Genomic DNA, 25,934 nt, shown 5'->3' on the forward strand with positions numbered 1-25,934 from the left:
CTTCCTGCGTATCCCTTGCATGCGAGGAATACTGGACGAGATCCGCAATGCATTCCGTGGGCTGCTGCACGCCCCACTTTTCACCTTTGTGGCGGTTTCTTCACTCGCCTTGGGGATTGGAGCGAATTCGGCCATCTTCAGCCTGATCGATCAGGTCATTCTGAAGAGCCTGCCTGTGGAGCGGCCCGGCGAATTGATCCAGGTCTTTCAATCCGGCTCCCATTACGGCTCCAACTCTGGACCGCGGATGAACTCCTATCCGATGTACCGCGAGTTCCGCGACCAGTCGCCTGTCCATGTCGGAATGATGGGCCGCCGTGAGATCGATGTCAGTGTTTCCTTTGAAGGCAGCACCGAGCGTACAGGTGGCGAACTGATCTCAGGCAACTACTTCCAGGTGCTTGGAGTGAAGGCGCATCTCGGCCGGCTGATCGAGCCCGCCGATGACAAAAAGAAAAGCGGCCATCCTGTCGTTGTTCTGGGCTACGACTACTGGAAAAACCGCTTCGCCGGCGACCCCGCGATCATCGGCAAGGAGTTGTTGATCAACAACTTCCGCATGACCGTCCTCGGTGTCAGCGAAGCAGGCTTCTTCGGCCTTGATCCCAGCCGCATTGTCAGCGTCCGCATCCCGATGATGATGAAGGCCGAGATGACGCCTGGCTGGGATGCGATGGAAGACCGCCGCAGCCGATGGGTGCAGATCTTCGCGCGCCTCAAGCCGGGGACGAGCATCGCGCAGGCCAAGGCCCAGATGAACTCGCAATTCCATAACATGCGGGCGATGGAAGTGAAGGAAGCCGCCTTTGCCAAGGCCTCCGATATCTCCAAGCAGAACTTCCTGCGGGGCAACCTCGAAGTGGAAACAGCCGCCAATGGCTTCTCTGGTTTGCGCCGCCGCATGGCGGAGCCGCTGTGGATTCTGATGGGCGTCGTCGGGCTGGTGCTGCTGATCGCCTGCACCAATGTTGCGAATCTTCTGATCGCCCGTGCCACCGGACGCCGGAAGGAGTTCGCCGTGCGCGCTGCTCTGGGCGCCAGCCGCTGGCGGCTGATGCGCCCGCTTCTGGTGGAGAGTCTGGTCCTGAGCTGCATCGGTGGAATTTGCGGATTGGTGCTTGCCTATGCCTTGAACTCGCTGCTACTCTCCTTCCTGCCCACCGGCTCCACCCCGCTGCGCATTGGCGCGGCTCCCGATTGGCGCGTCATGGCCTTCACTTTTGGAATCGCCTGCGCCACTGGTGTCCTGTTTGGTCTTTTCCCTGCCTACAACGCAGGCCAGACCGACGCAGCGCCCGCACTCAAGGAAGAAGGCCGCGGCATGTCCACCGGCTCCTCAGGCCTGGTGCGTAAAGTCCTCGTCGGCGTTCAGGTGGCCTTGTCCATCCTGCTTCTCGTTGCCGCCGGACTCTTCGTGCGGACTCTGCAGAATCTGAAGCTCACCGACACCGGCCTCGAGCCCAGCCGCCTGATTACCTTCCAAGCCAATCCGCCCCTGAGCGGCTACGATACCGCGAAGACAAAACAGTTTATGCGCGACTTCAAACAGCGTGCCGAAGCCACCCCGGGCATCCTCAAAGTCGGCATCGCCAACATCGACAAAATGAACGGCAACGAGTGGGATTCCACCGTCACCGTCGAGGGCTTCAAGCACGACGCCGGCAAAATGCCCGGGCCCTACTTTGATGCCGTCACGCCGGGCTATGTCGAGACCATGGGCATGAAGATCCTGCAAGGCCGCGACTTCCGCGATTCCGATTTCACAAACGAGCCGCCCGACTCGCAGAAATGGGCGTCCTGGCGGATTTGCATGATCAACCAGAAGTTTGCCGACACCTACTTTGCCGGCAAGAACCCCATCGGCTACCACCTCGGTATGGGCGGCGACCCCGGCACGCCGACCGACATCGAAATTGTTGGCGTCTTCTCCAATGCGAAATACATGGATGTCCGCGAGGATGTCAATATTCAGGTGCTCGTGCCGATGTATCAGCTCAGCCACCCGCCCTCCCTGGTCGCCTATGTCCGCACGGCGGGCGACGAATCGCAGGCCATCGGAACCATTCGCAACCTGGTGCGCCAGATGGACCCCTCACTGCCGCTCCATTCGATGCGCAGCTTCACCGATCAGATCGACAACAGCCTCTCCACCGAACGTCTCTTGTCCTTCCTCGCCAGCATCTTCGGCATCGTAGCCACTATCCTCGCTGCCATCGGACTCTACGGCGTCCTCTCGCTGGCCGTCTCCCGCCGCCAGAAGGAGATTGGCATTCGCATCGCGCTCGGCGCCGAGTCTGGCTCGGTGATCGGGCTAGTGATGAAAGAGATCCTCTTCCTCATCGCCGGCGGTATTCTCGTCGGCGTGCCTGCGGCCATGTTGCTTTCCACCTACGTGAAGAAGCAGCTCTACGGGATGGAGGCCATGGATCCGATCACCTTCGTCCTCGCGGTTGTCTCACTAATCCTCGTAGCGCTCCTGGCCTCCTGGCTGCCGACACGCCGGGCCACCAAAGTGAACCCGATCGAGGTGCTGCGCTACGAGTGAGTGCAAGGGCTTTCGATAAGGGGATGTTAACCTGAAAACACCCCCAAAATGTGGATCGTAAAGCTGGCGCTCAGCCGCCCGTACACCTTCGCGGTGATGGCGGTTCTGATTGTAATTCTTGGTGCCGTCTCGATCGTTTCGATGCCGACGGATATCTTTCCTAACATTGATATCCCCGTTGTCAGTGTGATTTGGAACTACAACGGCATGTCCCCCGACGACATGGAAAAGCGCGTTGTCAACTCCTTTGAGCGTGCCATCACCACGACGGTCAACGATGTCGAACACATCGAAAGCCAGTCGATGGCGAGCTATGGCGTCATTCGCGTCTACTTCCATCCAGGGGTCCGCATCGACCTTGCGGTTGCACAACTCACTGCGATTTCCAATTCCATCACCCGCGTCTTGCCTCCGGGGATTTTTCCGCCCTTTATTCTGCGCTACAACGCGGCCACGGTGCCCATTCTGCAGTTGGCGCTCTCTAGCAATTCGATGAGCGAGCAGACCATCTACGATCTGGCCAACTCCCAGATCCGCATGGGCCTTGCTACCGTTCAGGGCGCCTCGATTCCAATTCCCTACGGCGGCCGTGTCCGTCAGATCATGGTCGATCTCGATCCCCACGCGATGCAGGCGCGACGGCTCTCGGCGGTCGATATCTCCACTGCCGTCAATGCCCAGAACCTCGTCCTGCCCAGTGGCACGGCAAAGATCGGCTCCAGCGAATTCAACGTCCGCCTCAATGCGAGCCCTGAGCTGGTCCACGAACTCAACTCCATCCCGGTCAAGGACGTCAACGGGGCAGCCGTCTATCTGCGCGATGTCGCGCAGGTCCGCGACGGCTTCGCGATCCAGACCAATGTCGTGCGGCAGAACGGCAGCCGTGGCGCCTTGCTCACCATCCTCAAAAATGGCAACTCTTCGACGCTCGAGATCATTGAACGCGTTCAGAAGGAACTCGACCGTCTCCAAAGCATCATCCCCAAGGAAATGAACGTGCGCCGCATGTTCGACCAGAGCCTCTTTGTCCGCGCCTCCATCGACGGCGTCGTTCACGAAGGTATCATTGCCGCGGTGCTCACCGGCTTGATGATCCTGCTCTTCCTCGGCAGTTGGCGCAGCACTCTCATCGTTTGCGTTTCGATTCCGCTCTCGATTCTGGTTTCGATCTCGATCCTCTACCTCACCGGGCAGACGCTGAACGTCATGACGCTCGGCGGCCTTGCGCTCGCGGTTGGCATCCTGGTCGACGACGCGACCGTTGAAATCGAAAACATCCATCGCAACCGCCACATGGGCAAGCCGCTGGTGCGGGCGATTCTTGATGGCGCGCAGCAAATCGCCGTCCCCACCTTCGTCTCCACGCTGTCCATCTGCATCGTCTTCGTCCCGGTCATCTTCCTCACCGGTGCGGCGAAATTCCTCTTCACGCCGCTCGCGCTGGCGGTGGTCTTCGCGATGATGGCCAGCTATATGTTGAGCCGGACGATCGTGCCCACCATGTCGCACTTCCTGCTTGCTCACGACAAGGAATCAGGCCTCATCTGGCGCATGCACGAAGGCTTCAATGTGGTCTTTGAGAAGATGAAGGACCTTTACGGCGAGGCGCTCGAATGGTCGCTCTCCAATCGCGCCGTTGTCTTCACGGTCTTCTTTGTTTTTGTCGGATTCTCCGGTTGGCTGGCTACCAAGGTGGGCGAAGACTTCTTCCCCGAAGTTGACGCCGGGCAGTTCCGGCTGCACGTCCGCGGTCCGGTCGGCTCGCGCATTGAGGAGACAGAGCAGCTCTTTGCCCGTGTCGAAGGCGTCATCAAACAAGTGGTTCCTGCCCGCGAGTTGGACAGCATCCTCGACAACATCGGCCTGCCTTCGCTCGGCATCAATCTGGCCTATTCGGACGGAGCAACGATTGGCCGTTTCGACGGCGAAATCCTGGTCAGCCTCAAGGAACAGCAGAACGCCACCAAAGTCTATGTGCAGCAATTGCGCCGCCGCTTGCAGTCGGAGTTCCCGGAAGCGGAGTTCTTCTTCCAGCCTGCCAACATGATCAACCAGATCCTGAATTTTGGCCGTCCCGCGCCCTTTGACATCCAGGTGGTAACCCGCAATCGTGCTGCTGGCATCAAGGTAGCCAGGGAGATTGAAAGCAAAGTGAAGCGCATCCCGGGAGCCGTGGACGTCCACCTGCACCAGGTCATGAATTATCCGGACATCCAACTGAACGTGGACCGGGCTAAGGCCGACGTGCTCGGCCTGTCGCAGCGCGACGTGGCCAACAGTCTGCTCGTCAGTCTGAGTTCGAGCGGCCAGACCCAGCCGAACTTCTGGCTCGACCCGGCCAATGGCGTCAGCTACCAGGTGACGGCGCAGACCCCCCAAGTCAAGATCGAGAACCTGGACGACATCATGAATACGCCGATCACCCCTCCGGGGGGCGGCAACACCAGCCTGCTGTCCAACATTGCAAGCGTCAATCGCTCCACCAGCATGGCCGTGGTCAATCATTACAACGTGCAGCCCATCTTCAACGTGTTTGCGAATGTCGAAAACAGCGATCTTGGCACCGTCCAGAAGCACGTCGAAGCGATCCTCAAGGACATGCGTCCCAAGCTGCCCAAGGGCGTCACCATCGACCTGCGCGGCCAGGTGGAAACGATGAATTCGAGCTTCCTGCGCCTCGGTCTGGGCCTGCTCTTCGCTATCCTGCTCGTCTACATGCTCATGGTCGTCAACTTCCAAAGCTGGCTTGATCCCTTCATCATCCTGACGGCGCTGCCCGGCAGCTTGAGCGGCATCGTCTGGCTGCTCTTTGTCACCCAGACCACCTTCAACGTGCCCAGCCTGATGGGCGCAATCATGAGCATCGGCGTCGGCGTAGCCAATAGCATTCTATTGGTCACCTTCGCAAACGACCTGCGTCCCGGCGGCCTGAACAGCCGCGAAGCGGCGCTCGAGGCTGGCGTCACGCGTCTGCGTCCCGTCGTGATGACCGCCTCAGCGATGATCATCGGCATGTTACCCATGTCGCTTGGACTCGGAGAAGGCGGCGAGCAGAACGCGCCTCTAGGCCGCGCGGTCATTGGCGGATTGTTATTGGCAACGGTAGCGACCTTGTTCATCGTTCCGTTGGTCTACAGTGGTTTGCGCAAGAACGCGCCGGTATGGAACGAGATCGAGGAGACAGAATAACGTGAAGTCGACGAGAGCGATTGGAGTGTTTCTCTTACTGGGGCTCATCGCTGCAGGAGTGTTTTTCCTGGGATGGGCGCCTCGCCAAAACCGTATCCAGATGATCGAAGCCGAGGCGAAGTCGAATGCCGAGGAGCGGCTGGCCGTCACCGTCGTCAAGGTGAAGCTCTCGGCGCCCACCTCGGAACTCACCCTGCCTGGAAACGTCTCGGCCGTGGGTGAGACTCCGATCTATGCCCGCGCCGAAGGCTACATCAAGACGCGCAACGTGGACATCGGCGACGTCGTTAAGAAGGGCGACACCCTCGTCGAAATCGATTCTCCCGAGCTCGACCAGCAGCTGCGCAATGCAAAGGCCCGTCTCGAGCAACTGCGCGCCTCGGCCGAGCAAGTGAAAGCTGCCATCGAGCAGGCCCGGGCCAACGTGAAGCTGGCCGAGATCAACTTTGGCCGCTCGAAGCAACTCGTTGCCGAAGGTGTCTTCGCCAAGGCCGATCTCGATGAGAAGACCGCGATCTTCGACGCCCGCAAGGCCGACGTCAAGGCGCAGGAAGCCAATCTCGGCGCGGCCAACGAATCGATCCGCGCTCAACTCGCAGAAGTCGCCCGCATCGAACAATTAACCGACTTCAAGCGCGTCACCGCGCCCTGGGCCGGCATCATCACACAGCGCAATTGCGCCGTGGGCAATCTGATCACGCCGTCTGCCATCGCTGCTGGCCGCGATCTATTCCGCTTGAGCGACATCTCGACGCTGCGCGTCTTCGTCACCGTGCCGCAATCGAATGTGGTCGATATCCGAGTAGGCCAAAAAGCGACGGTCCGCGTGCCCGAACTGAATCGCATCTTCATCGGAAAAGTAGCGCGCAATGCGAATGCGCTTGAGAATCAATCCCGCACGCTGTTGACCGAAGTGAATGTGCAGAATCAGAACAACTCCCTGCTGCCGGGGATGTACGTGCAGGTGGGTATGGAAACGGCGCAAGCCCGGCGCATGATTCTCGTGCCTGGCGACACCATCGTCACTCGCAGCGACGGCACCTTTGTCGCCATTGTCGATCAGAGCAACAAGGTGAATTTCAGCAAGATCACCGTTGGCCGCGATTATGGAACCGAAGTGGAAGCCACTAGCGGCGTCAGCGAAGGTGACAGCTTGGTCGTCAACCCCTCGGACGACGTCAAGAACGGCGTCATCGTGAAGGCGACAGCACGCAAGTAGTATGATCTTCGGGTGAAGATCGAATCCATCCGCGCCATCCCGCTGTACGGCAAGGCGTATGAAGATTGGCCCGCCCGCTACGGAGAGCTTGAGCAGACGCGAACGCTTGTCGAGGTGCGCACCGACGCTGGCCTCAGCAGTCTCGGTAGCGTCTATACCTCCGGGCCGCTGGTGAGTGCGGCGCTTGATCTGCTGCGGCCGCTCTACACCGGCGCAAGCGCGATTGACCCGGCGGCGACCACCGAAATGCTCCACCAGAACACCTTCTGGCAAGGGCGCGGCGGCTCGGTCACACACACCATCTCCGGCATCGATATGGCGCTCTGGGATCTCCTCGGGCAAGTTACTGGGCAACCCATCTGGCGCCTGCTCGGAGGCAAATACCGGGACCGCATCCAGCCCTACGCCTCGATGTTGATGGTTGCTCCAGAACGCATGGGCGAGCGTCTACTGGCTGCAAAGGAACGCGGCTTTCGCGCCTTCAAAATCGGTTGGGGACCCTTTGGCAGAAGCGCCGCTGGTGTCGATGAGGCGATCGTCCGCGCAGCCCGTACGGCCATTGGCGACGACTGTCATCTGATGGTCGATGCAGGCGCGAGCGATGCTTTCTGGCCGCACGGCTTCAAGTGGGCGCTCGAGAAGTCGCGCATGTTGAAGGATTACAACGTCGCCTGGTTTGAAGAAGCGCTGCGTCCCGACGACATCGACGGCTATGTCGAACTGACACGCCAATCGCCGGTCCCGATTGCGGCAGGAGAAGTCTTAACCCGTCGGCAGACCTTTTTGCCTTGGATCGAACGGCACGCGGTGGATTATCTCCAGCCCGATGTCACCAAGGTGGGCGGGCTCTCCGAGCAGCATCGCATCGGCCAATACGCCGACGATCACAACATGCTCGTTGTCCCGCACGGCTGGAATACTGGGGTCGGGCTGGTTGTCGACCTCCACCTCTGTGCTGCTGCCGGCAACGCCCGATGGGTCGAATATCTGACGCCGGAACCCTACCTTGAGGATGTCTTTGCCCAGCCCTTTCGCCTCGATGGCGAGGGGATGTTGCAGATTCCACAGGCAGCCGGTTATGGCGTGCAGTGGAATTGGGATGGGATTGCGAAGCTGGCGCGGGGCTAATGCCCGCTGCACTTCTTCTCGGCCATCTTCCTCTGCAAGGCGGCGAGTAGCTTGTTTTCGAGCGCCTCAGGCACAGCCTGGGGCTCGCAGCCCTTATAGATCTGCAAGGTTTTCTTGGTTGTATCCAGAACCACCCAGCAGTTGGGGCACTCTTTGGCGTGTTGGTCGAGCTCTGCACGGGTTTCAGCGTCGATGGACGAGTCCAGGTAATCGCTGAGTTCGCGCAGGAAGTCCTTACAGGTAGGCAAACGCGTCTTCTCCCTTGCGCTTAAATAAGCGAGTCAGTTTTTCCCGCAACTGCAGCCGGGCCCGCAGCAGGCGGCTTTTTACCGCCGGAATGCTCAGCCCCAGCGTTTCCGCTGTTTCCTCAGTCGAGAGTTCTTCAACATCGCGCAGCATGAATACCGTTCGAAATCCTTCAGGCAGACTGGAGATCGTTTTATCGAGAATCTCCCGCAGTTCATCCTGGGAGTAGCGATCTTCCGGATTGCCTTCCCAGACCGCGATCTCGCGCATCATTGTATCCTCACCGGTGTCTAGTTCTTCATCGAGAGAAACGACGCGGCCCGTTTTGCGTTTCCGCAATTTCATCAGCGCCTCGTTCATCGCAATGCGAACCAGCCAGGTGTAAAACTTGCTGTTGCCCTGAAAACCGTCCAGATGCGTATAGGCCTTCATGAACGACTCTTGCAGGACGTCTTCTGCATCCTCGTCATTGTTTGTGATGTTGCGCGCGACGCGAAGGATGCGGCGACTATATCGCTTTACGAGTTCAGGAAACGCTCCGTCATCCCCGCCTTTGGCAAGTTCGACCAACTGCTCGTCGCTGAGGGGCTCGATGGAAGTCATCTTAACGTTCACTATAGCCCATCCTGAAAATAGCGCCTGTTACACTGAGGGGTACCCCTCGAAAGACCCCATGAGTGAAGTTCTTGTAACGCTACCTGACGGGAGCCAGAAAGCGTTCCCCGCCGGGACGCGACCCCTGGACATTGCCCAGTCCATCTCGAAACGCCTCGCTGAAGACGCCATCGTTGCCAAGGTTGACGGCAACCTTTGGGACCTGACTCGTCCTCTCGAAGGCGACGCTGCGGTCAGCATCCTGACCACCAAAGATCCCGCTTCGCTTGAGGTCTACCGGCACTCGACTGCCCACTTGCTCGCCGGTGCCGTGCTCGAACTCTGGCCCGAAACCAAGCTCGCCATCGGTCCTCCCATCGAGAACGGCTTCTATTACGACTTCGATCGCAAGGAACCCTTCACTCCCGAAGACCTTGAGAAGATCGAGAAGAAGATGGCAGAGATCCGCGACCGCGATCTCACCTTTGAACGCAAGCTGATCGCCAAGCCCGAAGGCCTCGCCAAGTACGAGGCGATGAACGAGCCGATGAAAGTCGAGCTGATCACCGAACGCGCCGACGACATCTTCAGCGAGTACACGATGGGCCCCGGGTTCATCGATTTCTGCCGTGGCCCGCATGTCCCTTCCACCAAGAAACTAAAGGCCTTCAAGCTGCTCAGCGTCGCCGGAGCCTACTGGAAGGGTGACGAGACGCGCCAGCAACTGCAGCGCATCTACGGCACCGCCTGGTACAGCCAGAAAGAGCTCGACGAATTCCTCAAGCAGCTCGAAGAAGCGAAAAAGCGCGATCACCGCAAGCTCGGCCGTGAACTCGATCTCATCTCGATCCAGGAACTCGCCGGCCCCGGCCTGATCTTCTTCCATCCCAAGGGCGCGCAGGTCCGCAAGCTGATCGAAGACTGGATGCGTGAGAACTATCTCGCCCGCGGTTACGATCTGGTTTACACGCCACATGTGGCCCGCCGCCAACTCTGGGAAGTCTCTGGGCACGCCGCCACCTACGGCGAAAACATGTTTGTCCCGATGGAGCTGGACGACGCCACCTACCAGCTCAAGCCGATGAACTGCCCGTTCCATATTTTGATTTATGCGAACAAGCAGTACAGTTACCGCGAGCTCCCGGTCCGCCTCGGCGAACTCGGCACGGTGTACCGCTACGAGCGTTCCGGCACCCTGCACGGCCTGTTGCGCGTGCGTGGCTTTTGCCAGGACGACGCGCATATTTTCTGCACGCCGGAGCAGGCAGAGGCGGAAGTCGTCGGCTGTCTCGATTTCGCCTTCCACACCCTGCGTACCTTCGGCTTTGAAACCTACGAAGCGGAACTCTCCACCTGGGATGGTGGTAAATCCGATAAGTACTTCGGCTCGCCGGAAGAATGGGCTCTCGCGGAAAACGCGCTGAAGAGCGCGGTCGAAAAGCTCGGTCTGAACGTCAAGGTGATCCCTGATGAGGCCGCCTTCTACGGTCCGAAGATCGATGTCAAGCTGGTCGACGCCATCGGCCGCAAGTGGCAGCTCTCCACCGTCCAGTTCGACTTCAACCTCCCGCGCCGCTTCAACCTGAGCTACATCGCAGAAGATGGCGCCAAGCACACGCCCACCATGGTGCACCGTGCACTGTTCGGCAGCGTCGAACGCTTCTTCGGCATTCTGGTCGAACACTACGCCGGCGCTTTCCCGGTCTGGCTCGCCCCAACTCAAGTGATTCTGTTGCCGGTCACCGATCGAGCGAATGTCTACGCCGGAGAGCTGGCCGCCAAGCTTACCGCGGAAGGCTTCCGGGTCGAAACCGACACGCGCAACGAGAAGGTCAACTTCAAGATCCGCGAAGCGCAACTCCAGAAGATCCCTTACATGCTCGTCATTGGCGATCGTGAAATCGATGCTGGCACTGTTTCGGTGCGCAACCGCCGCCACGGCGATCTTGGCGCGAAGCCGGTCGACGAATTCATCGCCCTCCTGCGCGAGCAGAACAGCTCGAAGATTCCGATCGAATAGTCGATGAACCTCGTCTTATGGCTGCTGGCACTGGGAGTAGTGGTTTACTGCTTCCTGGTGCTGGTGGCCGTGTATCGTTATCTCAGTGTGCTGCCTCCCGCGGCGGCCACTCTTCCCATCAGCATCCTCAAGCCGCTCAAGGGTGTCGATCTCGGCCTGGACGAGAATCTGCGCAGCTTCTTCAGCCAGTCCTACGCAGGGGATTGGGAACTCGTCTTCGCTATCGCCGATGAAAACGATCCGGCTGCAGCGCTGGTGAGAACGTTCCAGTTGGCCTTTCCTCAGGTGGACTCCCGGCTTCTCATCGTCGGTTCCTCTCCCTACCAGAACGCAAAGGTCTGGAGTCTCGAAAAGCTCTGTGAGGCGGCTCGCTACGACGTTGTGGTCATGTCCGACTCGGACATTCGTGTCACGCCACAGATGCTCGACACCATTGCCGCCGAATTCGCGGCAGACCCCAAGCTCGGTGTCGCCACTTGCCCCTACCGTGCCGTCGGCGGCCCCAGTCCTTGGTCCCAAACCGAAGCGCTTGGCATGAACACAGAGTTCATCGCTGGCGTATTGGTTGCCCGGATGTTAGAAGGAATGCGCTTCACCCTGGGGCCAACGGTCGCGGCTCGTCAGCAGGCGATTGCCGATGCCGGAGGCTGGGCGGGTCTCGAAAAGTACCTGGCCGAAGACTTCGTGCTTGGCCAACGAGTGACCGCCAAGGGCTGGAACTCGATCCTCTCCAGTTATGTGGTGGAGCACCGCATTGGTTCCGAATCGATGGCGACAAACTTTGCCCATCGTCTCCGCTGGAATCGTTCGACGCGCCGCTCGCGCCCCCTGGGCTATCTCGGCCAGTTCTTCACGAATCCGCTGCCGGTCTTCCTCGCTGTCTGGCCGCTCACGGGCTTTGAACTCGGCTTTCTCGGTGCTGCATTGATGCTCCGCTTTACGGTCGCCTTCGCGACGCAAAACGGCGTCCTCAACGAGAACTTCCACCCACGCTACTTCTACCAGTTGCCCTTGCAGGATCTGCTCAGCTTCGCCTTCTGGCTGGCCGGTTTCTTCGGTAACACGATCCACTGGCGTGGCTGCAGCTACCGGCTCCATGCCGATGGCACCTTTACGCTGCTTCAAGCAGACTAAACAGGCGTTGCGCGCGGCTGCGTGCTTCCTGCTCGGGATCGAGCAGCCACAGACGTTCCACATCGTGCCGGCCCGATTCCAACTGGAACAGTCCCTGCGACTTGTGCTCGGCAATCAGCCAGTTCACAATCACGCTATAGGTCAGGCACTCCGCCTTGCTGACGGCGCGGCTGCGCGAGAACTGATAAGCGGGCAGGGCATTGCCGGACATCGCAATCGGATGTTGCGACGAATGTCCCGGCTCGACGGCGATCAGCACTGGACGCTGATCCACGGGCTGCAGGGCAATGGCTTCGCGCACCAAGGTCGCCACCGCCTGATGATGACCATGTTCTTCCGGCCGCGGCGCCAGTACAAAAACAAAATCATAGCTATGCGTTTGCAGCCGGTCCGCAATGCGATCCCGTACCGTCTTCACTTGCCAGGACTTGCAGGCCACCTTTTCGCAACGCGTATAACCCGGGTCAGGCTGCCCGAGGAACTCGGTTGCCCGTACCCCCAGCAGTTTCCCAGCGCGCAGCGATTCTTCCCGGCGGATCGACGGAAGCTTGTGATGATCCTTGCCGCCTTCGGCAAGATCGAGTCCATAAAAATGACCGGCCAAGGCTGCAAAGCGATGGCCTCCCGCTCCGTCCGTGATGATGAGTTGATCGACCGTTCCTCCCATCTCACGAGCGAGCCGGTAGACCGTTGCCGCGCAGTAGTATTCATCGTCCGGGTGCGCGGTAACAAGCAACACGGACGTCTGTGTTGGAGGTGGGGGATAGATCGCAACGGGGGCGGAAATACTCTGCAAGGTCATCTCAGTCCTTTCTTTTAAGCGGCGCGGTGAGTGCGGGCAATCAACCGTTCGGCAGCGACATACGCGGGTACGCGCTGCTTGCGGCTTTCCTCTTCGAGCCAGGCGGCCGCTTGCGCCTGTGTATAGCCCAGCCGGTTGGCGAGCAGACTTTGCGCTCGCGTCTCCAGCTTCCGGGCCCGAATATCGTCTTCCATCATCCGGAGCGAAGCGCGGAGCCGGCGATGCTGTGCCGCGCGGGAAAGCAGCACGGCGTAGTTCAGCAGAATGCCTTCGAGTGTACTGGTCAGCTCAAAGAGCTCCACGGCACGCAATGCCGGCTTACTGGACGCCAGTTCCAGATTTCCAAACCGCTGGTGCCCCACACGCAACTCCCGATTGAGCACCACACCCTGCCGGGCCTCTGGCGTCGGGGATTGGTAGAGTCCTGTACTGATCGTGCCGCGCTGCGGGTCGGCAATCGAGATCCGTACTTGATCGAGCTGGGCTCCCTCACCCACTAAGGCCGCCGCCTGCTGTAAAGCCTCTTCCAACAGGGCGCTGTGCGCAAGCAACTTGCTCACACGATAGAGAATATCCGCTGCAATCTGCATTAGTGTCCCCTCAGTGAGAGCTGGTGCAAGGTCAGAACCGTGATGACGAGCCAGAGGGTGGCTCCAATCAGTTTTGCGAGATCCACTTTCCAATTCGGGGTCAAGGTAGCTTTTCTCATCTCTAGTGTCTTGATTGAGAATATAATGATTTGCGAGCATGGTCAAGAGATATCTATACTATTTCGATCAACTATTGAATGATTCACAATCTGACATACTGGCGATGTGGAATTCTGCACTGCGGCGACAAGAACGGCCAAACGCGGGCCTGACAATTACTTCACCGGCGAAGTCTGGTTGGAGCCTTTAGCGCAAACTCCACTCATGGATGTGCAGATGGTGCGCGTGAGTTTCTCGCCAGGAGCAAGAACGGCCTGGCACACGCATCCCGGTGGGCAAATCCTCTACGTAAGTTCTGGAAGAGGACTCATCCAGAAAGAGGGAGAGCCCGTGCGGGCGATCAGTGCTGGAGACACTGTCGTCATCGCGGCCGGGGAAAAGCACTGGCATGGCGCAGCGCCGGACTGTGCAATGCAACATCTGGCAGTACAACCGCTCATCGGCGGCAGCGGCGCCGATTGGCTGGAACTCGTTACGGACGATGACTATGGAGGATAGTTATGGAAGAGTATTTAGGATTCAATGGCGAATTCCTTGAACTGATTCGAGACACCAATATCCCGGAGGCGAAGTCGATGCTTGACCGCGCACTCCTCTACACCAACCCGCACATTGCGGAAATGAGCAAGCGCACGCTCGGTTCTGCGGCCCAACGCCAGGTGGACAAGACGCGCACTGCCCTGCGCAACATCTTTGGCATCCTCTGCAATGCGGACCTGCAGCCGGAAGACAAAGTGGACGAACTGCGCCTGACACAATTGCGGGCCAATCTGCAGAAGCTCCGCAACAGTTTCGATCAGTTCTTCGCCAAGCAATTCGAAGAGCGCCCCAATCCGATCCTTGCCGCCTGGGTCACCAACAACTTCAACGACCCCACCGTTCACTTCACCAAGATCTATCTCGATCTGAAGGAAATCGATCAGGCCTGCACCCTCATCCACGAACGCGCGCACACCGTCTTCCGCGCTCCCGGCCACCCGGGCACCGGCGATAGTCCCATCTGCATCGTCCCGCATGAAGGAAAGAAACTTGGCTTCGACGTCGCCACTCGCAACGCCTATTGTTACGAGTGGCTCGCCTTAGCCTTACATCCGAGCTACGACCCGACACCCTTTCAGGATGCCTGCAAGCCGCCGCCCCGCACTCCCTAGCCGAGAGTGACGAGTTGCTCTTTCGGGGCTTCCGCTTCGCTGCCCGGCAACTGCTGCGTCAGCTCCATCGAGCAGAACTTTGGTCCGCACATCGAGCAGAAGTGCGCTGACTTGGCTCCATCGGCCGGCAGCGTCTCATCGTGATACGCCTTCGCCGTCTCAGGGTCGAGCGACAGGTTGAACTGGTCTTCCCAACGGAAGGTGTAGCGGGCGCGGGAGAGCGCATCGTCGCGCAACTGCGCTGCCGGATGCCCCTTGGCCAAGTCCGAAGCATGGGCGGCGATCTTATAAGCGATCACGCCCTGCTTCACGTCCTCGCGATTCGGCAATCCCAGATGCTCCTTCGGCGTCACATAGCAAAGCATCGCCGTGCCATACCAGCCGATCATCGCCGCGCCAATGGCTGAGGTGATGTGGTCATAGCCGGGCGCGATGTCGGTGGTCAGCGGTCCCAGGGTATAGAACGGAGCGTCGTTGCAAAGCTCGCGTTGCTTCTCGACGTTCACCTTGATCTTGTGCATCGGCACATGGCCGGGGCCTTCGATCATCACCTGGCAATCGCGCTTCTGGGCGATCGTCGTCAGCTCGCCAAGCGTTTCGAGTTCGGCAAACTGCGCCGCATCGTTCGCATCGGCAATCGAACCGGGACGCAAGCCATCGCCCAGCGAGAACGACACGTCATACTTGCGCAACAGCTCGCAGATGTCCTCGAAGTTCTCGTAGAGGAAGTTTTCCTTGTGATGGTGCAGGCACCACTTCGCCATGATCGCGCCGCCGCGGGACACAATGCCCGTCGTCCGGCCAGCGGTCAACTGGATATAGCGCAGACGCACGCCGGCATGGATCGTAAAGTAATCGACGCCCTGCTCGCACTGCTCCACCAGCGTCTCGCGATAGATCGCATAGGTCAGATTCTCTGCGCGGCCATTCACCTTCTCAAGCGCCTGATAGATCGGCACCGTGCCAATCGGCACCGGGCTGCGGCGCATGATCGCCTCGCGCGTTTCATGAATGTCCTCGCCGGTCGACAGGTCCATCACGGTGTCGGCGCCCCAGCGGATGCTCCACAGCAGCTTCTCCACTTCTTCGTCGATCGAAGAGGTGACAATCGAGTTGCCGATATTCGAGTTGATCTTGGTCAGGAAATTGCGGCCGATGATCATCGGCTCGCTCTCGGGATGCTTGATGTTGGCGGGGATGATGGCGCGGCCTTCAGCCACTTCGCTGCGCACAAACTCAGGAGTGATCGAGTTCGGACGTCCCAGCGATTCCCGAATCGCGATATATTCCATCTCCGGCGTGATCACGCCGGCCCGGGCATAAGCCATCTGCGTCACAGCGCCGTTGATCGGCTGCCGCGCATCGATCCAGAGCTGGCGAAGCTTCGGCAGTTCCTGATTCGGGTCATAGTTCGGATCAGACCACGGGCCCGAGGTGTCATAAATCTTAAGGGGTGACTCTTTCGCAGAAGCGTTGAGGGAAACCTCACGCATCGCGATCCGAAGGCTGGGATGAACCAGCCCGGACAAGTGAATCTTTTCCGAATTCGGATAGCTGAAAGTGCTGAGTGTAGTCGACATGCGCAACCCTCCTAAATCATTCCGATCAAGGAAATGAGGCGCAGATAGACAAGAGGCCAGTGCCGCCAATCCCTACGCCGGCATGACCCGGATCAGGTTCTAAGGGACTCTCTTCCTGGTGTATTCGAGTGTCTCAGTCCGTGTCGGCTTACGCCGGGAGGGACGCCCCTTGGCTGACTCTGAGTGTAGCGCGATCTAGCTGCTGAAGATGCGTCCCTTGTGCTGTCCCACCAGGATCTGGAACAGCCGGTGCGCCATCAGTTCGTGCAGGCTCCACAGCTCCTTGTTCGCTTCAAAGATGGCGTTCGCATCCGCTCCGGCGGCCACGCCCGCGCCTTCCTTCAGCGCCTTCGATGCCTCGGACAGAATCGGGTCCGTCATCACTTCGCCCGCCATCTCCCAAAGGGTGATGAAGCGATCGACCGCGGTCGGGAATGAAATGTCGAACACCCCGTCGTTCGAAGTCGTGCGCGGCGGCTTGAAATCGAGGTTGAACGGGCCGTTGTAATCATAGGTCCGCAGCAGAACCAACACATTGAGCCAATCGAGCGGATTCACCAAACCCACGGCAATATCGACGTCATGCTTCAGACGATAGCCGTCGTTGATATCGAAGTGGAACAGCTTGCCGCACAGCAGCGCGCGAGCGAGAGACGAGCGCACCGCGCCGCCCCACATCAGTTCATGCAGATACTCGGGGTTTAAGCCCACCATCTCCGGATGCGTCAGTTGCCCGGAGAAAATCCAGGCCAGCATCGCGTCCGAAGTCGGCAGCAGAATCTCGGCCTGCGGCTCAAACGGCTTGGCTTCCATGCAATGCTTCATCGTCGGCTGGCCCTTCTTGGCCGCAATCGCGATGTCCGCCTCGCAAGCTGCATTGATGCCTTCGGCAAACCACTTCAGGCTCTGCACTTCATCGACAATGCCCTGAAACTGGTAGCCCAGTGAACCAGGCCAATAGACAACATAGGAGGCGCCCAGCTCATGGCCGATTCCCACTGTATTCTCGAGACGCCACTTCGCGTAATTGCGAACCTCGGGCTGCTCGCCTGCCGGTCCCCCGGCAAACACGGCATTGTGGAAGGTCTCGGTGGTCACCATCGAGCACTTCAGGCCATGCTTCTTGAGCGCCGCCCCAATCTGGCCGATAATCTCATCCTGCTTCGCGTTGCCCAGGGCATCGTAAGGCAGAACGTCGGTGTCATGCGTCGTCCAATATCCTATGCCAATCTCGGCGAACTTCTCGATGACGGTCTCGAAATGGACCGGCTTCCGCGTCGGGGCATGAAAGATCGCGTTGCCGTCATAGGCGGCTGCCCACTGCGGTCCGGTGATGAAATGTTTGCGTCGTTGTTCGGGCGTATAGGCGCCGCCACAAGCGGCTGTCAGCCGGCTAACCAGGGCGCGCTGCTGTTCAGGGTTCAATGGCATCGCGATTAGTTTATCCTGCGCCACGCTAGGTTGATAGAATTGACGTTTTGCCATGAGCCAAGCCAATATTTATCCGCCCTCCGCAGACTTTGTGAAACAGGCAAACGTCTCCGGAATGGAAGCCTATCGTGCGCTGTACCAGAAGGCCGCCGACAAGCCCGAAGAGTTTTGGGGCGAATTGGCAAAAGAGAAGTTGCACTGGATGGAGCCCTTCTCCCATGTCTTCGAATGGGAGCCCCCCTTCGTCAAATGGTTCGTTGGCGGCAAGCTGAACGCCTGCTACAACTGTGTCGATCGTCACGTTGGCGAAGGCAATGGCGACAAAGTCGCGCTCTTGTTCGAAGGCGAGCCGGGCGATTCCCGCCGCATCACCTACAGTGAACTGCTCAAAGATGTCTCGCGCTTTGCCAATGGACTGCTGCGCCTCGGCATCGAAACCGGCGACCGCGCCATCATCTACATGCCGATGATTCCCGAGGCCGTAATCGCGATGCTCGCCTGCGCCCGTCTCGGCATCACGCACAGCGTCGTTTTCGGCGGCTTTTCGGCAGAAGCGCTGAAAGCCCGCATCCAGGACCTCGGCGCCAAACTCGTCATCACCGCCGACGGTGGCTGGCGCAAAGGCAAGGAAGTCAAACTGAAGCCTGCCGTCGACGAAGCGCTCGCTGATTGCCCCTCGGTCACCAGCGTTGTTGTTTGCGAGCGCACCAAGACTCCTGTCCCCATGGTCCACGGCCGCGACCACTACTGGCAGGCCGTCGAAGCCGGACAGAGCGAGCATTGCCCCGCCGTCCCGCTCGATAGCGAACATCCACTCTTTGTTCTCTATACTTCGGGCACCACCGGCAAGCCGAAGGGCATCCTCCACACCACCGGCGGCTATCTGCTGCAATGTGCGATGACCGTCGAGTGGGTCTTTGACCTCAAGAAGAACGACGTCTACTGGTGCACCGCCGACATCGGCTGGGTCACCGGCCACAGCTATGTCACCTACGGTCCGATGGCTCTCGGCGCCACCCAGGTGATCTATGAAGGCTCGCCCGACACCCCTGGCTTCGACCGCTGGTGGGCCATCGTCGAAAAGTATAAGGTCTCGATTCTCTACACCTCACCCACCGCGATTCGCGCCCTGATTCGCCAGGGCGACCACTTGCCCAACGCGCACAATCTATCCTCGCTGCGCCTGCTCGGCAGCGTTGGCGAGCCGATCAATCCTGCTGCCTGGGAATGGTTCTATAAGGTCATTGGCAAGGAACGTTGCCCGATTGTCGATACCTGGTGGCAAACCGAAACCGGTGCGATGCTGATTGCTCCGATGCCTGGCGCGGTCCCCTTGAAACCCGGCAGCGGCACTTTGCCCATCCCTGGTGTCATGGCCGAAGTGGTCAATCTCGATGGCAAGCCCGTCGGTCCCAATGAAGAAGGCTATCTCATCGTCAGCCGGCCCTGGCCAAGTATGGTGCGCACGATCTGGGGCGATCCGAAGCGCTTTGAAGACCAGTATTGGAGCCGTGTGCCCGGCAAGTACTTCACAGGCGACGCCGCGCGTCGCGATGAGGATGGCTACTTCTGGGTTCTCGGCCGCGTCGATGACGTTCTGAACGTCTCTGGCCATCGCCTCAGCACCATGGAAGTGGAAAGCGCGCTCGTCCGTCATCCGGCCGTCGCCGAAGCCGCTGTCGTGGGGAAGCCACACGAAATCACAGGCCAGGCGGTCTGCTGCTTCATCACATTGAAGAAGGGCGAATACGACCACGATGTTCTGTCAAAAGAACTCCGGCAATGGATTGCCCACGAAATCGGAGCCTTTGCCCGTCCCGAAGAGATTCGCTTCAGCGAAGCGCTCCCCAAGACCCGCAGTGGCAAAATCATGCGCCGCCTCCTGCGCGAACTGGTCACCAACAACACCGTAGCCGGTGATGTCACCACCCTCGAAGACCTTAGCGTCATCACCAAACTGGCCGCCCAGCAGGACGACGAAAGCTAGATAAAGCGTTTGACATGCTTGCCCATCAGATCGGCTTCATTGCCGAGGGCAGTGCGGAGATGAGAGGAAGCGATTGCGATGGCCATTTGCGTCGGAGCGCTTCCTCTCAGTTCGTTCAGCATCACAAAGTCATGGATGGTCCCGAGCATGCGTGCGCCGGTCACTCTCACGCCTGCCTCCATCATCTTCCGGGCATAAGCTTCGCCTTCATCGCGGAGCACGTCGTTTTCAGCGGTGAGGATCGTCGCCACCGGAAGTTTTTCCAGTTGGCTGGGCGAAGCGAGCAAGGGCGAGGCCATATAGCTGTGGCGGTCGGATTCGCGCGGCGCATAGGCATCCCAAAACCAACGCATCCCCGCCGCCTGCAGCCACGGACCCTCGGCAAACTCATGATATGACTCGCTCGACATGCTGGCGTCGGTCACCGGATAAAACAGGGTCTGTTGGGCAATCTTTGGTCCGCCCCGCTCTTTGGCCAGAATCGCCACCACCGCTGCCAGATTCGCTCCCGCACTGTCCCCCGCCACGGCGATCCGGTCTTGGGAGAGATCCAGCTCGCGGCCATGCTCGGCCAGATACTTGGTCACCGCATAAGCCTGCTCGACCGGGCCCGGAAACTGGGATTCGGGCGACCGCGTATATTCCACAAACACCACAGCCGCATTCGTCTCCTCGCTCAGATCCTCCATCAAATGGTCATGTGTGTGTGCGCTTCCCATCACCCAACCCCCGCCGTGAAAGTAAATCACCGTCGGCAGAAGCGCCACGATATCCACCGGACGGAAAATGCGCACTCGCGTCTTGCCCCCTGGCCCCACAGGAAGGTCATGATCGACACGCGCCACCGCCCGGGTTCTGGGTGGCTTTGCCTGTAGATCTTCCAGAATTTGGCGCGCCGCTTCATAGGAATGCATGTAGATCGGCGGTGCCTGGCTGGCAGCCAGTTTCTGGACAAAGACGCGCACGTCCGGGTCGAGGATGGGAGCTTTGGTTAGGGTCATGCTACCAATAGGATTAATTGTGAACTGAGTCCGTTTCACGCCACTCCTGTGGCCCCAAGGAGACAAACTTGCGAATTGAAAAAGAATTGCTTGCCTGCCATCTGGACTACTCCCGTTGGGCCACGCTGCGAGTTTTGGAAGCCATCGCGAAGCTACCTCCTGAGCGGATCGCAGAGGATCGCCACAGCAGCTTCGGTGGCATTCTTGGCACCATGACGCACCTCTTCCAGGCCGATCGCGCCTGGTATCACCGCTGTCTGGGGGAATCACATTATCCGGCGAAGCAGGAAGGCGAAGTCTTCGATTTCGCAAAGCTCAAGGCCGAATGGCCCACCCTTCTCGCCAACTTTGCTGCCTGGCTTCGCGCGCAGGACGATGCAAGGTTGGCCGGAACACTCTTCTGGCGTAGTTTTATGGGCGAAGACCGCACCGAGCGTATCGATAAGATTCTGCTCCACGTCGTCAACCACGCCAGCTATCATCGCGGTCAGTTGATGATGCTTGTGAAGCAGACTGGCGGAGAAACGATCGGCACCGACCTGATTCTTTATCCGGGAATATAGATTTCGTTCTTCGAATAGAGCACCGCGCGGCCGCCGATCTTCACCCGGTCGCCGGCCAATTCGCACTCGAGCTCGCCGCCGCGCTCGCTGATTTGCTTGGCCCGCAAGCGGCTCTTTCCCAAGCGAGCCGCCCAATAAGGAATCAGCGTCGAGTGAGCCGATCCGGTCACCGGGTCCTCGGGAACCCCTTGTGCGGGTGCAAAGAATCGCGAAACGAAATCGATCCCCGGCTGCTCGGAGGGCGCGGTGGCGATCACTGCGAATCGCTTGATGCGGCTCAGTTCCAGCATGTCCGGCTGCAGGCGGCGGATCTCGTCTTCACTGCGATAGACCGCAAAATAATCACGGGAAGCCAGAACTTCTTGTGGGGGAAGCTGCAACCCTGCCAGAAGATGTTCATCGGCAAGCACTGGCGCAGGTGGCCGGGAAGGGAAGTCGAGCGTGTAAAGATCCCCGGAAATCGTCACCCCCAACGGCCCTGATTTCGATTCAAAAACAACCTGCGTCAACTCCGGCCGCAATAGCGTCTTGAGCACAAAGGCAGAAGCAAGCGTCGCATGTCCACAAAGGTCAACTTCCGATTTCGGCGTAAACCAGCGAATCTGGTACCGATCTCCTTCGGAGAGGAAATAGACTGTCTCCGCTAAGTTATGCTCGGCTGCGATCGATTGCAGCAATGGATCGGGAAGCCAGCCTTCAAGAGGGACGACGGCGGCGGGGTTCCCCTGAAAAAGCTGATCGGTGAATGCATCGACAACATAGGCGGTGAGAACCATGTCTCATGTTATCGCGCAGTCTCTGCGGCAGCGGCTCTAGTGAATCCGCTGGCGGTTGCGTTCGTTCATGACTAACTCATCGAAGATGGCGAGCACCTGCTTGCGGTAGGTATACACCCGCTTCAGGTTATTTCGAAAGTTCTCGGCATACTTCTGTGTGCCCAGCCATTTTTCGAGAGTCACTTTGGGAACATCAATGTCTCGCCGCAGATCGTCGGCTGCATGGCCTCGCAGGAAGAGACCGTAAAACATCGCTGCTTCCCTTTGGGGTGCGAGAGGATCGGTTTGGTCCGTAAACAGCATGGAGGAAACTCTTCGTCTTTGTCATCTACGCAGTCAGAAAACTACGCGTGAAAATTGAGTATACGGATCAGACGCGCAACTGGCAAGTTGGGGTTGCAAAATCAGCGAAGCGCCACCGCAATCTGATCGATGGCTACTGATTCTTCAGGAGTTACCGGCGTGCCCCCAAATCCGAGAAACCCACCCTCTTTCGCTGCCTCGGCCACGCCATGGGCCAGTTCCATCACCCAGCCCTTGTACTCCTCGGCCTCTTCAGGGCTCACCTTGCGTAAAATGGTGGCCACCGCACGGCAGGCCGCCAAGCCGCGCGATCGGATTTCGTCGGAGGTCTGGGCCTCAAGCCGCGGCATGTGCAGGCTACCTTTGAGGTCTTCAGCAAGTGCCTGCAGCAATTCCGTCTGGGCATGATCGAGCACCTTGTGAGTCCGCGTCGCGGCAGCGGACGATTCCTGTACTAATCCGATCGGGCCGCTCGGGCTTGCGGCCACCACCATCAGCCCGGCGATTGATGGAAGTTCCCGCAGTTGATCCCATTCCTCTGCATTGAAGTCAGCTTTCTTCGCCATGGGCAGACTTACTCGCTATCGAGCCAGTTATAAATGATGCCGCCGAGCCCGGCGCCAATCAGCGGAGCCACCCAGAACAACCAGAGTTGCGCTAACGCCCACCCACCCACAAAGATCGCCGGTCCTGTGGACCGAGCCGGATTCACTGAAAGATTCGTAACTGGAATTCCGATCAAGTGAATCAGGGTCAGACACAAGCCGATGGCCAACGGCGCAAATCCAGCCGCCGCCTTCTTAGACGTCGACCCGAGAATCACAATCAGGAAGAACATCGTCAGGACAATCTCGGCAACCAGTGCGGAGCCCAGTGAATAACCTCCCGGGGAGTGTTCCGCGTACCCATTCGACGCAAACCCGCCGGCTAGGCTGAAGCCTTCTTTTCCGCTGGCAATCAGATAGAGGATTCCGGCGCCTGCGATGGCTCCTAGTACTTGCGAAGCCCAGTAGGGCAAAATCTCTCCCGACGGAAATCTCTTTCCTACCACTAACCCCAAAGACACGGCAGGATTCAAATGACAGCCGGAGATGTGTCCAATGGCGAAAGCCATTGTGACAACCGTTAGACCGAAGGCAAGAGCGACTCCGGCAAAGCCAATTCCCAGACTCGGAAATGCTGCGGCAAGCACCGCAGAGCCGCAACCTCCGAAGGTAAGCCAGAAGGTTCCAAAGAACTCAGCGGCACATCGTTTTGACAATGGAGCAGACATCCATCACGACCTTTCATCCATAGACGTTTGGGAGTATACTCTGTTTCTGAGAGGTTTCATCCCAATATGAAGAAGTTTTTGAGCGTAAGTTTGATCCTGAGCGCTGCCGCGTTCGCTGAATCCTGGACCGGCACCATTGTCGATACTTCCTGCAAATCGAAGGACCTTGCCAGCCACACCAAGCAGTGCCTCGAAGGCTGCTCCAAGAGCGGACTGGGCATCGTTCTGAGCGATGGCAAGTTTGTGAAGTTCGATGAAGCTGGCAACGCAAAAGCACTGGCTGCGCTGAAGGCAAGCAGCAAAGACAAAGACCTCAAGGGCAAGGTAACCGGCAAGCTCGATGGGGATCTGATCAAGGTCGAAAAAGTCGAAGTCCTGTAGTTCCTGGCGCCTCTCATCGCGCCAATCCTACTTTTCTAGCGCGCACGCGGTACTACCGCTGGCGCGCTTCTTCGTTTTTCCGCAACTGTGCCCACTCCGGATAGATCGTCGGATTCTCGAGCCAGGTATTGAGATGCAGGAGCACCTCTGTCTTCCAGGGATCATTGGGCTGGCGTAGCTTCGCCAGCCGGGTGTGTGCTTTCGATTCGAGAACGCAAGCTCGCGCTGCTGCAGGCTCCAAGGCATACAATCTGGCTAACTTGCTTAAGGTCCGTTCCAACTGGTGCGGGCTGTCTTGCCGCACGCCCTCGACGAGCGGATGCAATCTTACGGAACTCTGCCGCAGCAGATTCCGAAGATAGGCCGGGCTGGCATCGGTTTCCTTGAGCCATGCGGCGAACTGTGCAGGGCTCACCTCTTCCATCCCCACGAGCCATTGCCTCAGGCGCGCCTTAACGTTTTTGCCCACGGCGATAAGCCTCCACCGCGCGGTTATGTTCCGCAAGCGTACCGGAGAAGACATGGCGGCCGGTGGCCCCGGCTTCGGCGACAAAAAAGATCGCCTCGGTTGGTGCGGGTTGCAGTGTGGCGAGTAAGGACTGCCGTCCGGGATTGGCGATCGGGCCAGGAGGCAGCCCGCTATGCCGGTATGTATTGTACCGGCTATCATTGGCGAGATCGCTCTTGTAGATCGTGCCCCGATAGCGCCCATCGAGCTGCGCCGCATAGATCACCGTCGGGTCGCATTCGAGTTTCATGCCGCGCTTCAGGCGGTTCGTAAACAGGCCGGCAATCAACGGACGCTCATCCGCTTGTGCCGACTCTTTTTCCACCAGGCTGGCCAAGGTGACAACCTCGTGCGGTGCCCTGTCTGTCCCAAGTGATTTCCAGACCTCCCGGAACTGGCGCGTCAAGCGCAGGCAAAGCATCTGCGCCGTGACCTTGTGCGGCAAGCGGTACGTGGAGGGGTAGAGATAGCCTTCGAGGCTGGGTGCTGCCGGATCCAGGTCCCGGATCAGCGCCGGATCCCGGGCCGCCTGCACAAACTCCTCCGCTGGGAGCAATTTCTGATCTTCGACAATCCTGCCGATATCAAAAATCGAAGAGCCTTCGGGAATCGTCAGCTCAAAATAATAGATCTCTCCCCGTGCGATCTTCCCGAAGATCGCATTCGCACTGGTCTCCTTGCGAAACAGATATTCGCCGGCCTGCAGCTTCGCGCCCGGATGCAGCAACTTCCAGATGCCGGCCTGCAACCGGCTGCGCAGCAATCCTGCGTTTTCCAGCAGCTCTCCAATGCGCATCGTCGACGCGCCACGGGGAATTTCGACAAATACATCGTGATCCAGCGGACCTGTGGTTTGCTGCATCACGGCCACCAGCAGTGCGATTCCCAGCAAAACCAGCACGCCAACTCCAAGAGCCAGTTTTCTCATTCCTGCTCCAGCGAATGCATGTAGCCTTCCAGGATCAATGCGGCTGCAATCTGATCCACTTTCCCCTTGCGCTGCTCCCTACTGAGTCCATCCTCATCGAGCAATCGGTGGGCCTGCGAGGACGTCAACCGTTCGTCCCAGAAAACAATTGGAATCTTTGTGGCCTGTCCCAGCCGCTCGGCGAACTCTTTCATCGTGGCCGACTGCCGCGATTGATCGCCCGACATGTACTTGGGATCACCAAATACGAAGAGCGTCACGCCTCGCTCCTCTGCCAACTGCGCCAGATAACCGATATCCTCGCGAACCCGCACGCGGGAATAGGTTCCAAGGGGCTGCGCAGTGTATCCGAGCGCGTCGGAAATTGCGAGTCCAATGCGCCGCTTGCCGAAATCGAGGCCGAGAATGCGGCCGGTCAGTTGAGCCATCAGAGGGACTCCTCTAGTATGGAATAACGAGCCAGGG

25 protein-coding genes and 1 riboswitch are annotated in these 25,934 nt (G+C 59.0%); of the genes, 11 read left to right on the forward strand and 14 right to left on the reverse strand.

The genetic code is table 11. The annotated features are described in order from the left end of the window. Positions 1 to 19: 19 nt before the first annotated feature. From M017_RS0112670 to M017_RS0112685, 4 genes are read left to right on the forward strand one after another with little or no spacing between them, the layout of a single operon-like run. Positions 20 to 2,545, forward strand: coding sequence for an ABC transporter permease (locus M017_RS0112670; RefSeq protein WP_031498349.1), 2,526 nt, complete (start codon positions 20 to 22; stop codon positions 2,543 to 2,545). Between the two features lie 48 nt (positions 2,546 to 2,593). Next, positions 2,594 to 5,734, forward strand: coding sequence for an efflux RND transporter permease subunit (locus tag M017_RS0112675; RefSeq protein ID WP_031498350.1), 3,141 nt, complete (start codon positions 2,594 to 2,596; stop codon positions 5,732 to 5,734). Between the two features lies 1 nt (position 5,735). Beyond that, positions 5,736 to 6,953, forward strand: a complete 1,218-nt coding sequence (locus M017_RS0112680) for an efflux RND transporter periplasmic adaptor subunit (RefSeq protein ID WP_051669995.1) — start codon at positions 5,736 to 5,738, stop codon at positions 6,951 to 6,953. Between the two features lie 12 nt (positions 6,954 to 6,965). Then, a complete protein-coding gene (locus tag M017_RS0112685; protein WP_031498354.1) occupies positions 6,966 to 8,081 on the forward strand; it encodes a mandelate racemase/muconate lactonizing enzyme family protein in 1,116 nt (371 codons plus the stop codon). Here M017_RS0112685 and M017_RS0112690 read toward each other — a convergent pair. After that, on the reverse strand, positions 8,078 to 8,329 hold the full coding sequence (locus tag M017_RS0112690; protein WP_031498356.1) for an anti-sigma factor family protein: 252 nt from the start codon (positions 8,327 to 8,329) through the stop codon (positions 8,078 to 8,080). The genes M017_RS0112685 and M017_RS0112690 overlap by 4 nt on opposite strands. After that, the gene (locus M017_RS0112695; protein ID WP_031498358.1) at positions 8,316 to 8,930 is read right to left on the reverse strand and encodes an RNA polymerase sigma factor; all 615 of its coding nucleotides are present in this window, start codon (positions 8,928 to 8,930) and stop codon (positions 8,316 to 8,318) included. Before M017_RS0112695 ends, M017_RS0112690 begins: the two co-directional genes overlap by 14 nt. A gap of 70 nt (positions 8,931 to 9,000) precedes the next feature. Between M017_RS0112695 and thrS the strand changes: the two genes are divergently transcribed. Both thrS and M017_RS0112705 read left to right on the forward strand, forming a co-directional pair. Beyond that, positions 9,001 to 10,941, forward strand: a complete 1,941-nt coding sequence (thrS, locus tag M017_RS0112700) for a threonine--tRNA ligase (RefSeq protein WP_031498360.1) — start codon at positions 9,001 to 9,003, stop codon at positions 10,939 to 10,941. 3 nt (positions 10,942 to 10,944) lie between these two features. Further along, the gene (locus M017_RS0112705; RefSeq protein WP_031498362.1) at positions 10,945 to 12,075 is read left to right on the forward strand and encodes a glycosyltransferase; all 1,131 of its coding nucleotides are present in this window, start codon (positions 10,945 to 10,947) and stop codon (positions 12,073 to 12,075) included. Here the strand turns inward: M017_RS0112705 and M017_RS0112710 are convergent. Further along, positions 12,053 to 12,871: a PIG-L family deacetylase gene (locus M017_RS0112710; protein ID WP_162179913.1), complete on the reverse strand. Its 819-nt coding sequence runs from the start codon at positions 12,869 to 12,871 to the stop codon at positions 12,053 to 12,055. The two genes, M017_RS0112705 and M017_RS0112710, sit on opposite strands and share 23 nt — an antisense overlap. Before the next feature lie 20 nt (positions 12,872 to 12,891). Beyond that, positions 12,892 to 13,467 (reverse strand): ANTAR domain-containing protein, encoded by a 576-nt coding sequence (locus M017_RS0112715; protein WP_031498364.1) that lies wholly within the window; start codon positions 13,465 to 13,467, stop codon positions 12,892 to 12,894. 225 nt (positions 13,468 to 13,692) lie between these two features. On the opposite strand from M017_RS0112715, the gene M017_RS0112725 reads away from it, so the two are divergent. Further along, complete coding sequence (locus M017_RS0112725; RefSeq protein WP_031498365.1) at positions 13,693 to 14,085, forward strand: (R)-mandelonitrile lyase; 393 nt, start codon at positions 13,693 to 13,695, stop codon at positions 14,083 to 14,085. A 2-nt stretch (positions 14,086 to 14,087) separates the two neighbouring features. Then, positions 14,088 to 14,738 carry a hypothetical protein gene (locus tag M017_RS0112730; RefSeq protein WP_031498366.1) on the forward strand — a complete coding sequence of 217 codons (651 nt, stop codon included), beginning with the start codon at positions 14,088 to 14,090 and terminating at the stop codon, positions 14,736 to 14,738. Here the strand turns inward: M017_RS0112730 and thiC are convergent. Together thiC and M017_RS0112740 are read right to left on the reverse strand one after the other, a co-directional pair. After that, positions 14,735 to 16,318 (reverse strand): phosphomethylpyrimidine synthase ThiC, encoded by a 1,584-nt coding sequence (gene thiC, locus M017_RS0112735; protein ID WP_051669998.1) that lies wholly within the window; start codon positions 16,316 to 16,318, stop codon positions 14,735 to 14,737. The genes M017_RS0112730 and thiC overlap by 4 nt on opposite strands. A 51-nt stretch (positions 16,319 to 16,369) precedes the next feature. After that, positions 16,370 to 16,498: riboswitch (TPP riboswitch) on the reverse strand. Between the two features lie 15 nt (positions 16,499 to 16,513). Then, the gene (locus M017_RS0112740) at positions 16,514 to 17,749 is read right to left on the reverse strand and encodes a sugar phosphate isomerase/epimerase family protein (RefSeq protein WP_031498368.1); all 1,236 of its coding nucleotides are present in this window, start codon (positions 17,747 to 17,749) and stop codon (positions 16,514 to 16,516) included. 52 nt (positions 17,750 to 17,801) lie between these two features. On the opposite strand from M017_RS0112740, the gene acs reads away from it, so the two are divergent. After that, the gene (gene acs / locus M017_RS0112745; protein ID WP_031498370.1) at positions 17,802 to 19,736 is read left to right on the forward strand and encodes an acetate--CoA ligase; all 1,935 of its coding nucleotides are present in this window, start codon (positions 17,802 to 17,804) and stop codon (positions 19,734 to 19,736) included. Here acs and M017_RS0112750 read toward each other — a convergent pair. Then, positions 19,733 to 20,737 carry an alpha/beta hydrolase gene (locus M017_RS0112750; RefSeq protein ID WP_035957790.1) on the reverse strand — a complete coding sequence of 335 codons (1,005 nt, stop codon included), beginning with the start codon at positions 20,735 to 20,737 and terminating at the stop codon, positions 19,733 to 19,735. The genes acs and M017_RS0112750 overlap by 4 nt on opposite strands. A 68-nt stretch (positions 20,738 to 20,805) precedes the next feature. Here M017_RS0112750 and M017_RS0112755 point away from each other — a divergent pair, with 68 nt between their 5' ends. Beyond that, positions 20,806 to 21,300: a DinB family protein gene (locus M017_RS0112755; RefSeq protein WP_080507708.1), complete on the forward strand. Its 495-nt coding sequence runs from the start codon at positions 20,806 to 20,808 to the stop codon at positions 21,298 to 21,300. Here M017_RS0112755 and M017_RS0112760 read toward each other — a convergent pair. From M017_RS0112760 to aqpZ, 4 genes are all read right to left on the reverse strand, one after another. Then, complete coding sequence (locus M017_RS0112760) at positions 21,285 to 22,076, reverse strand: PhzF family phenazine biosynthesis protein (protein ID WP_031498376.1); 792 nt, start codon at positions 22,074 to 22,076, stop codon at positions 21,285 to 21,287. The two genes, M017_RS0112755 and M017_RS0112760, sit on opposite strands and share 16 nt — an antisense overlap. A 36-nt stretch (positions 22,077 to 22,112) precedes the next feature. Beyond that, a complete protein-coding gene (locus M017_RS0112765; protein WP_031498378.1) occupies positions 22,113 to 22,379 on the reverse strand; it encodes a hypothetical protein in 267 nt (88 codons plus the stop codon). Positions 22,380 to 22,480: 101 nt separating this feature from the next. Beyond that, positions 22,481 to 22,945 (reverse strand): hypothetical protein, encoded by a 465-nt coding sequence (locus M017_RS0112770; RefSeq protein WP_031498380.1) that lies wholly within the window; start codon positions 22,943 to 22,945, stop codon positions 22,481 to 22,483. Between the two features lie 8 nt (positions 22,946 to 22,953). Next, positions 22,954 to 23,652 (reverse strand): aquaporin Z, encoded by a 699-nt coding sequence (gene aqpZ, locus M017_RS0112775; RefSeq protein WP_031498383.1) that lies wholly within the window; start codon positions 23,650 to 23,652, stop codon positions 22,954 to 22,956. A 66-nt stretch (positions 23,653 to 23,718) separates the two neighbouring features. On the opposite strand from aqpZ, the gene M017_RS0112780 reads away from it, so the two are divergent. Continuing rightward, entirely contained in the window at positions 23,719 to 24,033 is a 315-nt protein-coding gene (locus tag M017_RS0112780; protein ID WP_031498385.1) for a hypothetical protein, read from the forward strand. 52 nt (positions 24,034 to 24,085) lie between these two features. Here the strand turns inward: M017_RS0112780 and M017_RS0112785 are convergent, their stop codons facing one another. From M017_RS0112785 to ruvX, 3 genes are read right to left on the reverse strand one after another with little or no spacing between them, the layout of a single operon-like run. Further along, positions 24,086 to 24,502, reverse strand: a complete 417-nt coding sequence (locus tag M017_RS0112785; RefSeq protein ID WP_155121388.1) for a hypothetical protein — start codon at positions 24,500 to 24,502, stop codon at positions 24,086 to 24,088. After that, positions 24,486 to 25,469 carry an endolytic transglycosylase MltG gene (gene mltG / locus M017_RS0112790; protein WP_031498389.1) on the reverse strand — a complete coding sequence of 328 codons (984 nt, stop codon included), beginning with the start codon at positions 25,467 to 25,469 and terminating at the stop codon, positions 24,486 to 24,488. The genes M017_RS0112785 and mltG overlap by 17 nt, the downstream gene beginning before the upstream one ends. Continuing rightward, positions 25,466 to 25,897 (reverse strand): Holliday junction resolvase RuvX, encoded by a 432-nt coding sequence (gene ruvX / locus M017_RS0112795; RefSeq protein ID WP_031498391.1) that lies wholly within the window; start codon positions 25,895 to 25,897, stop codon positions 25,466 to 25,468. The genes mltG and ruvX overlap by 4 nt, the downstream gene beginning before the upstream one ends. Positions 25,898 to 25,934 lie beyond the last annotated feature (37 nt).

The sequence above is a fragment of the Bryobacter aggregatus MPL3 genome (assembly GCF_000702445.1).
In the GTDB taxonomy this organism is placed as follows: domain Bacteria; phylum Acidobacteriota; class Terriglobia; order Bryobacterales; family Bryobacteraceae; genus Bryobacter; species Bryobacter aggregatus.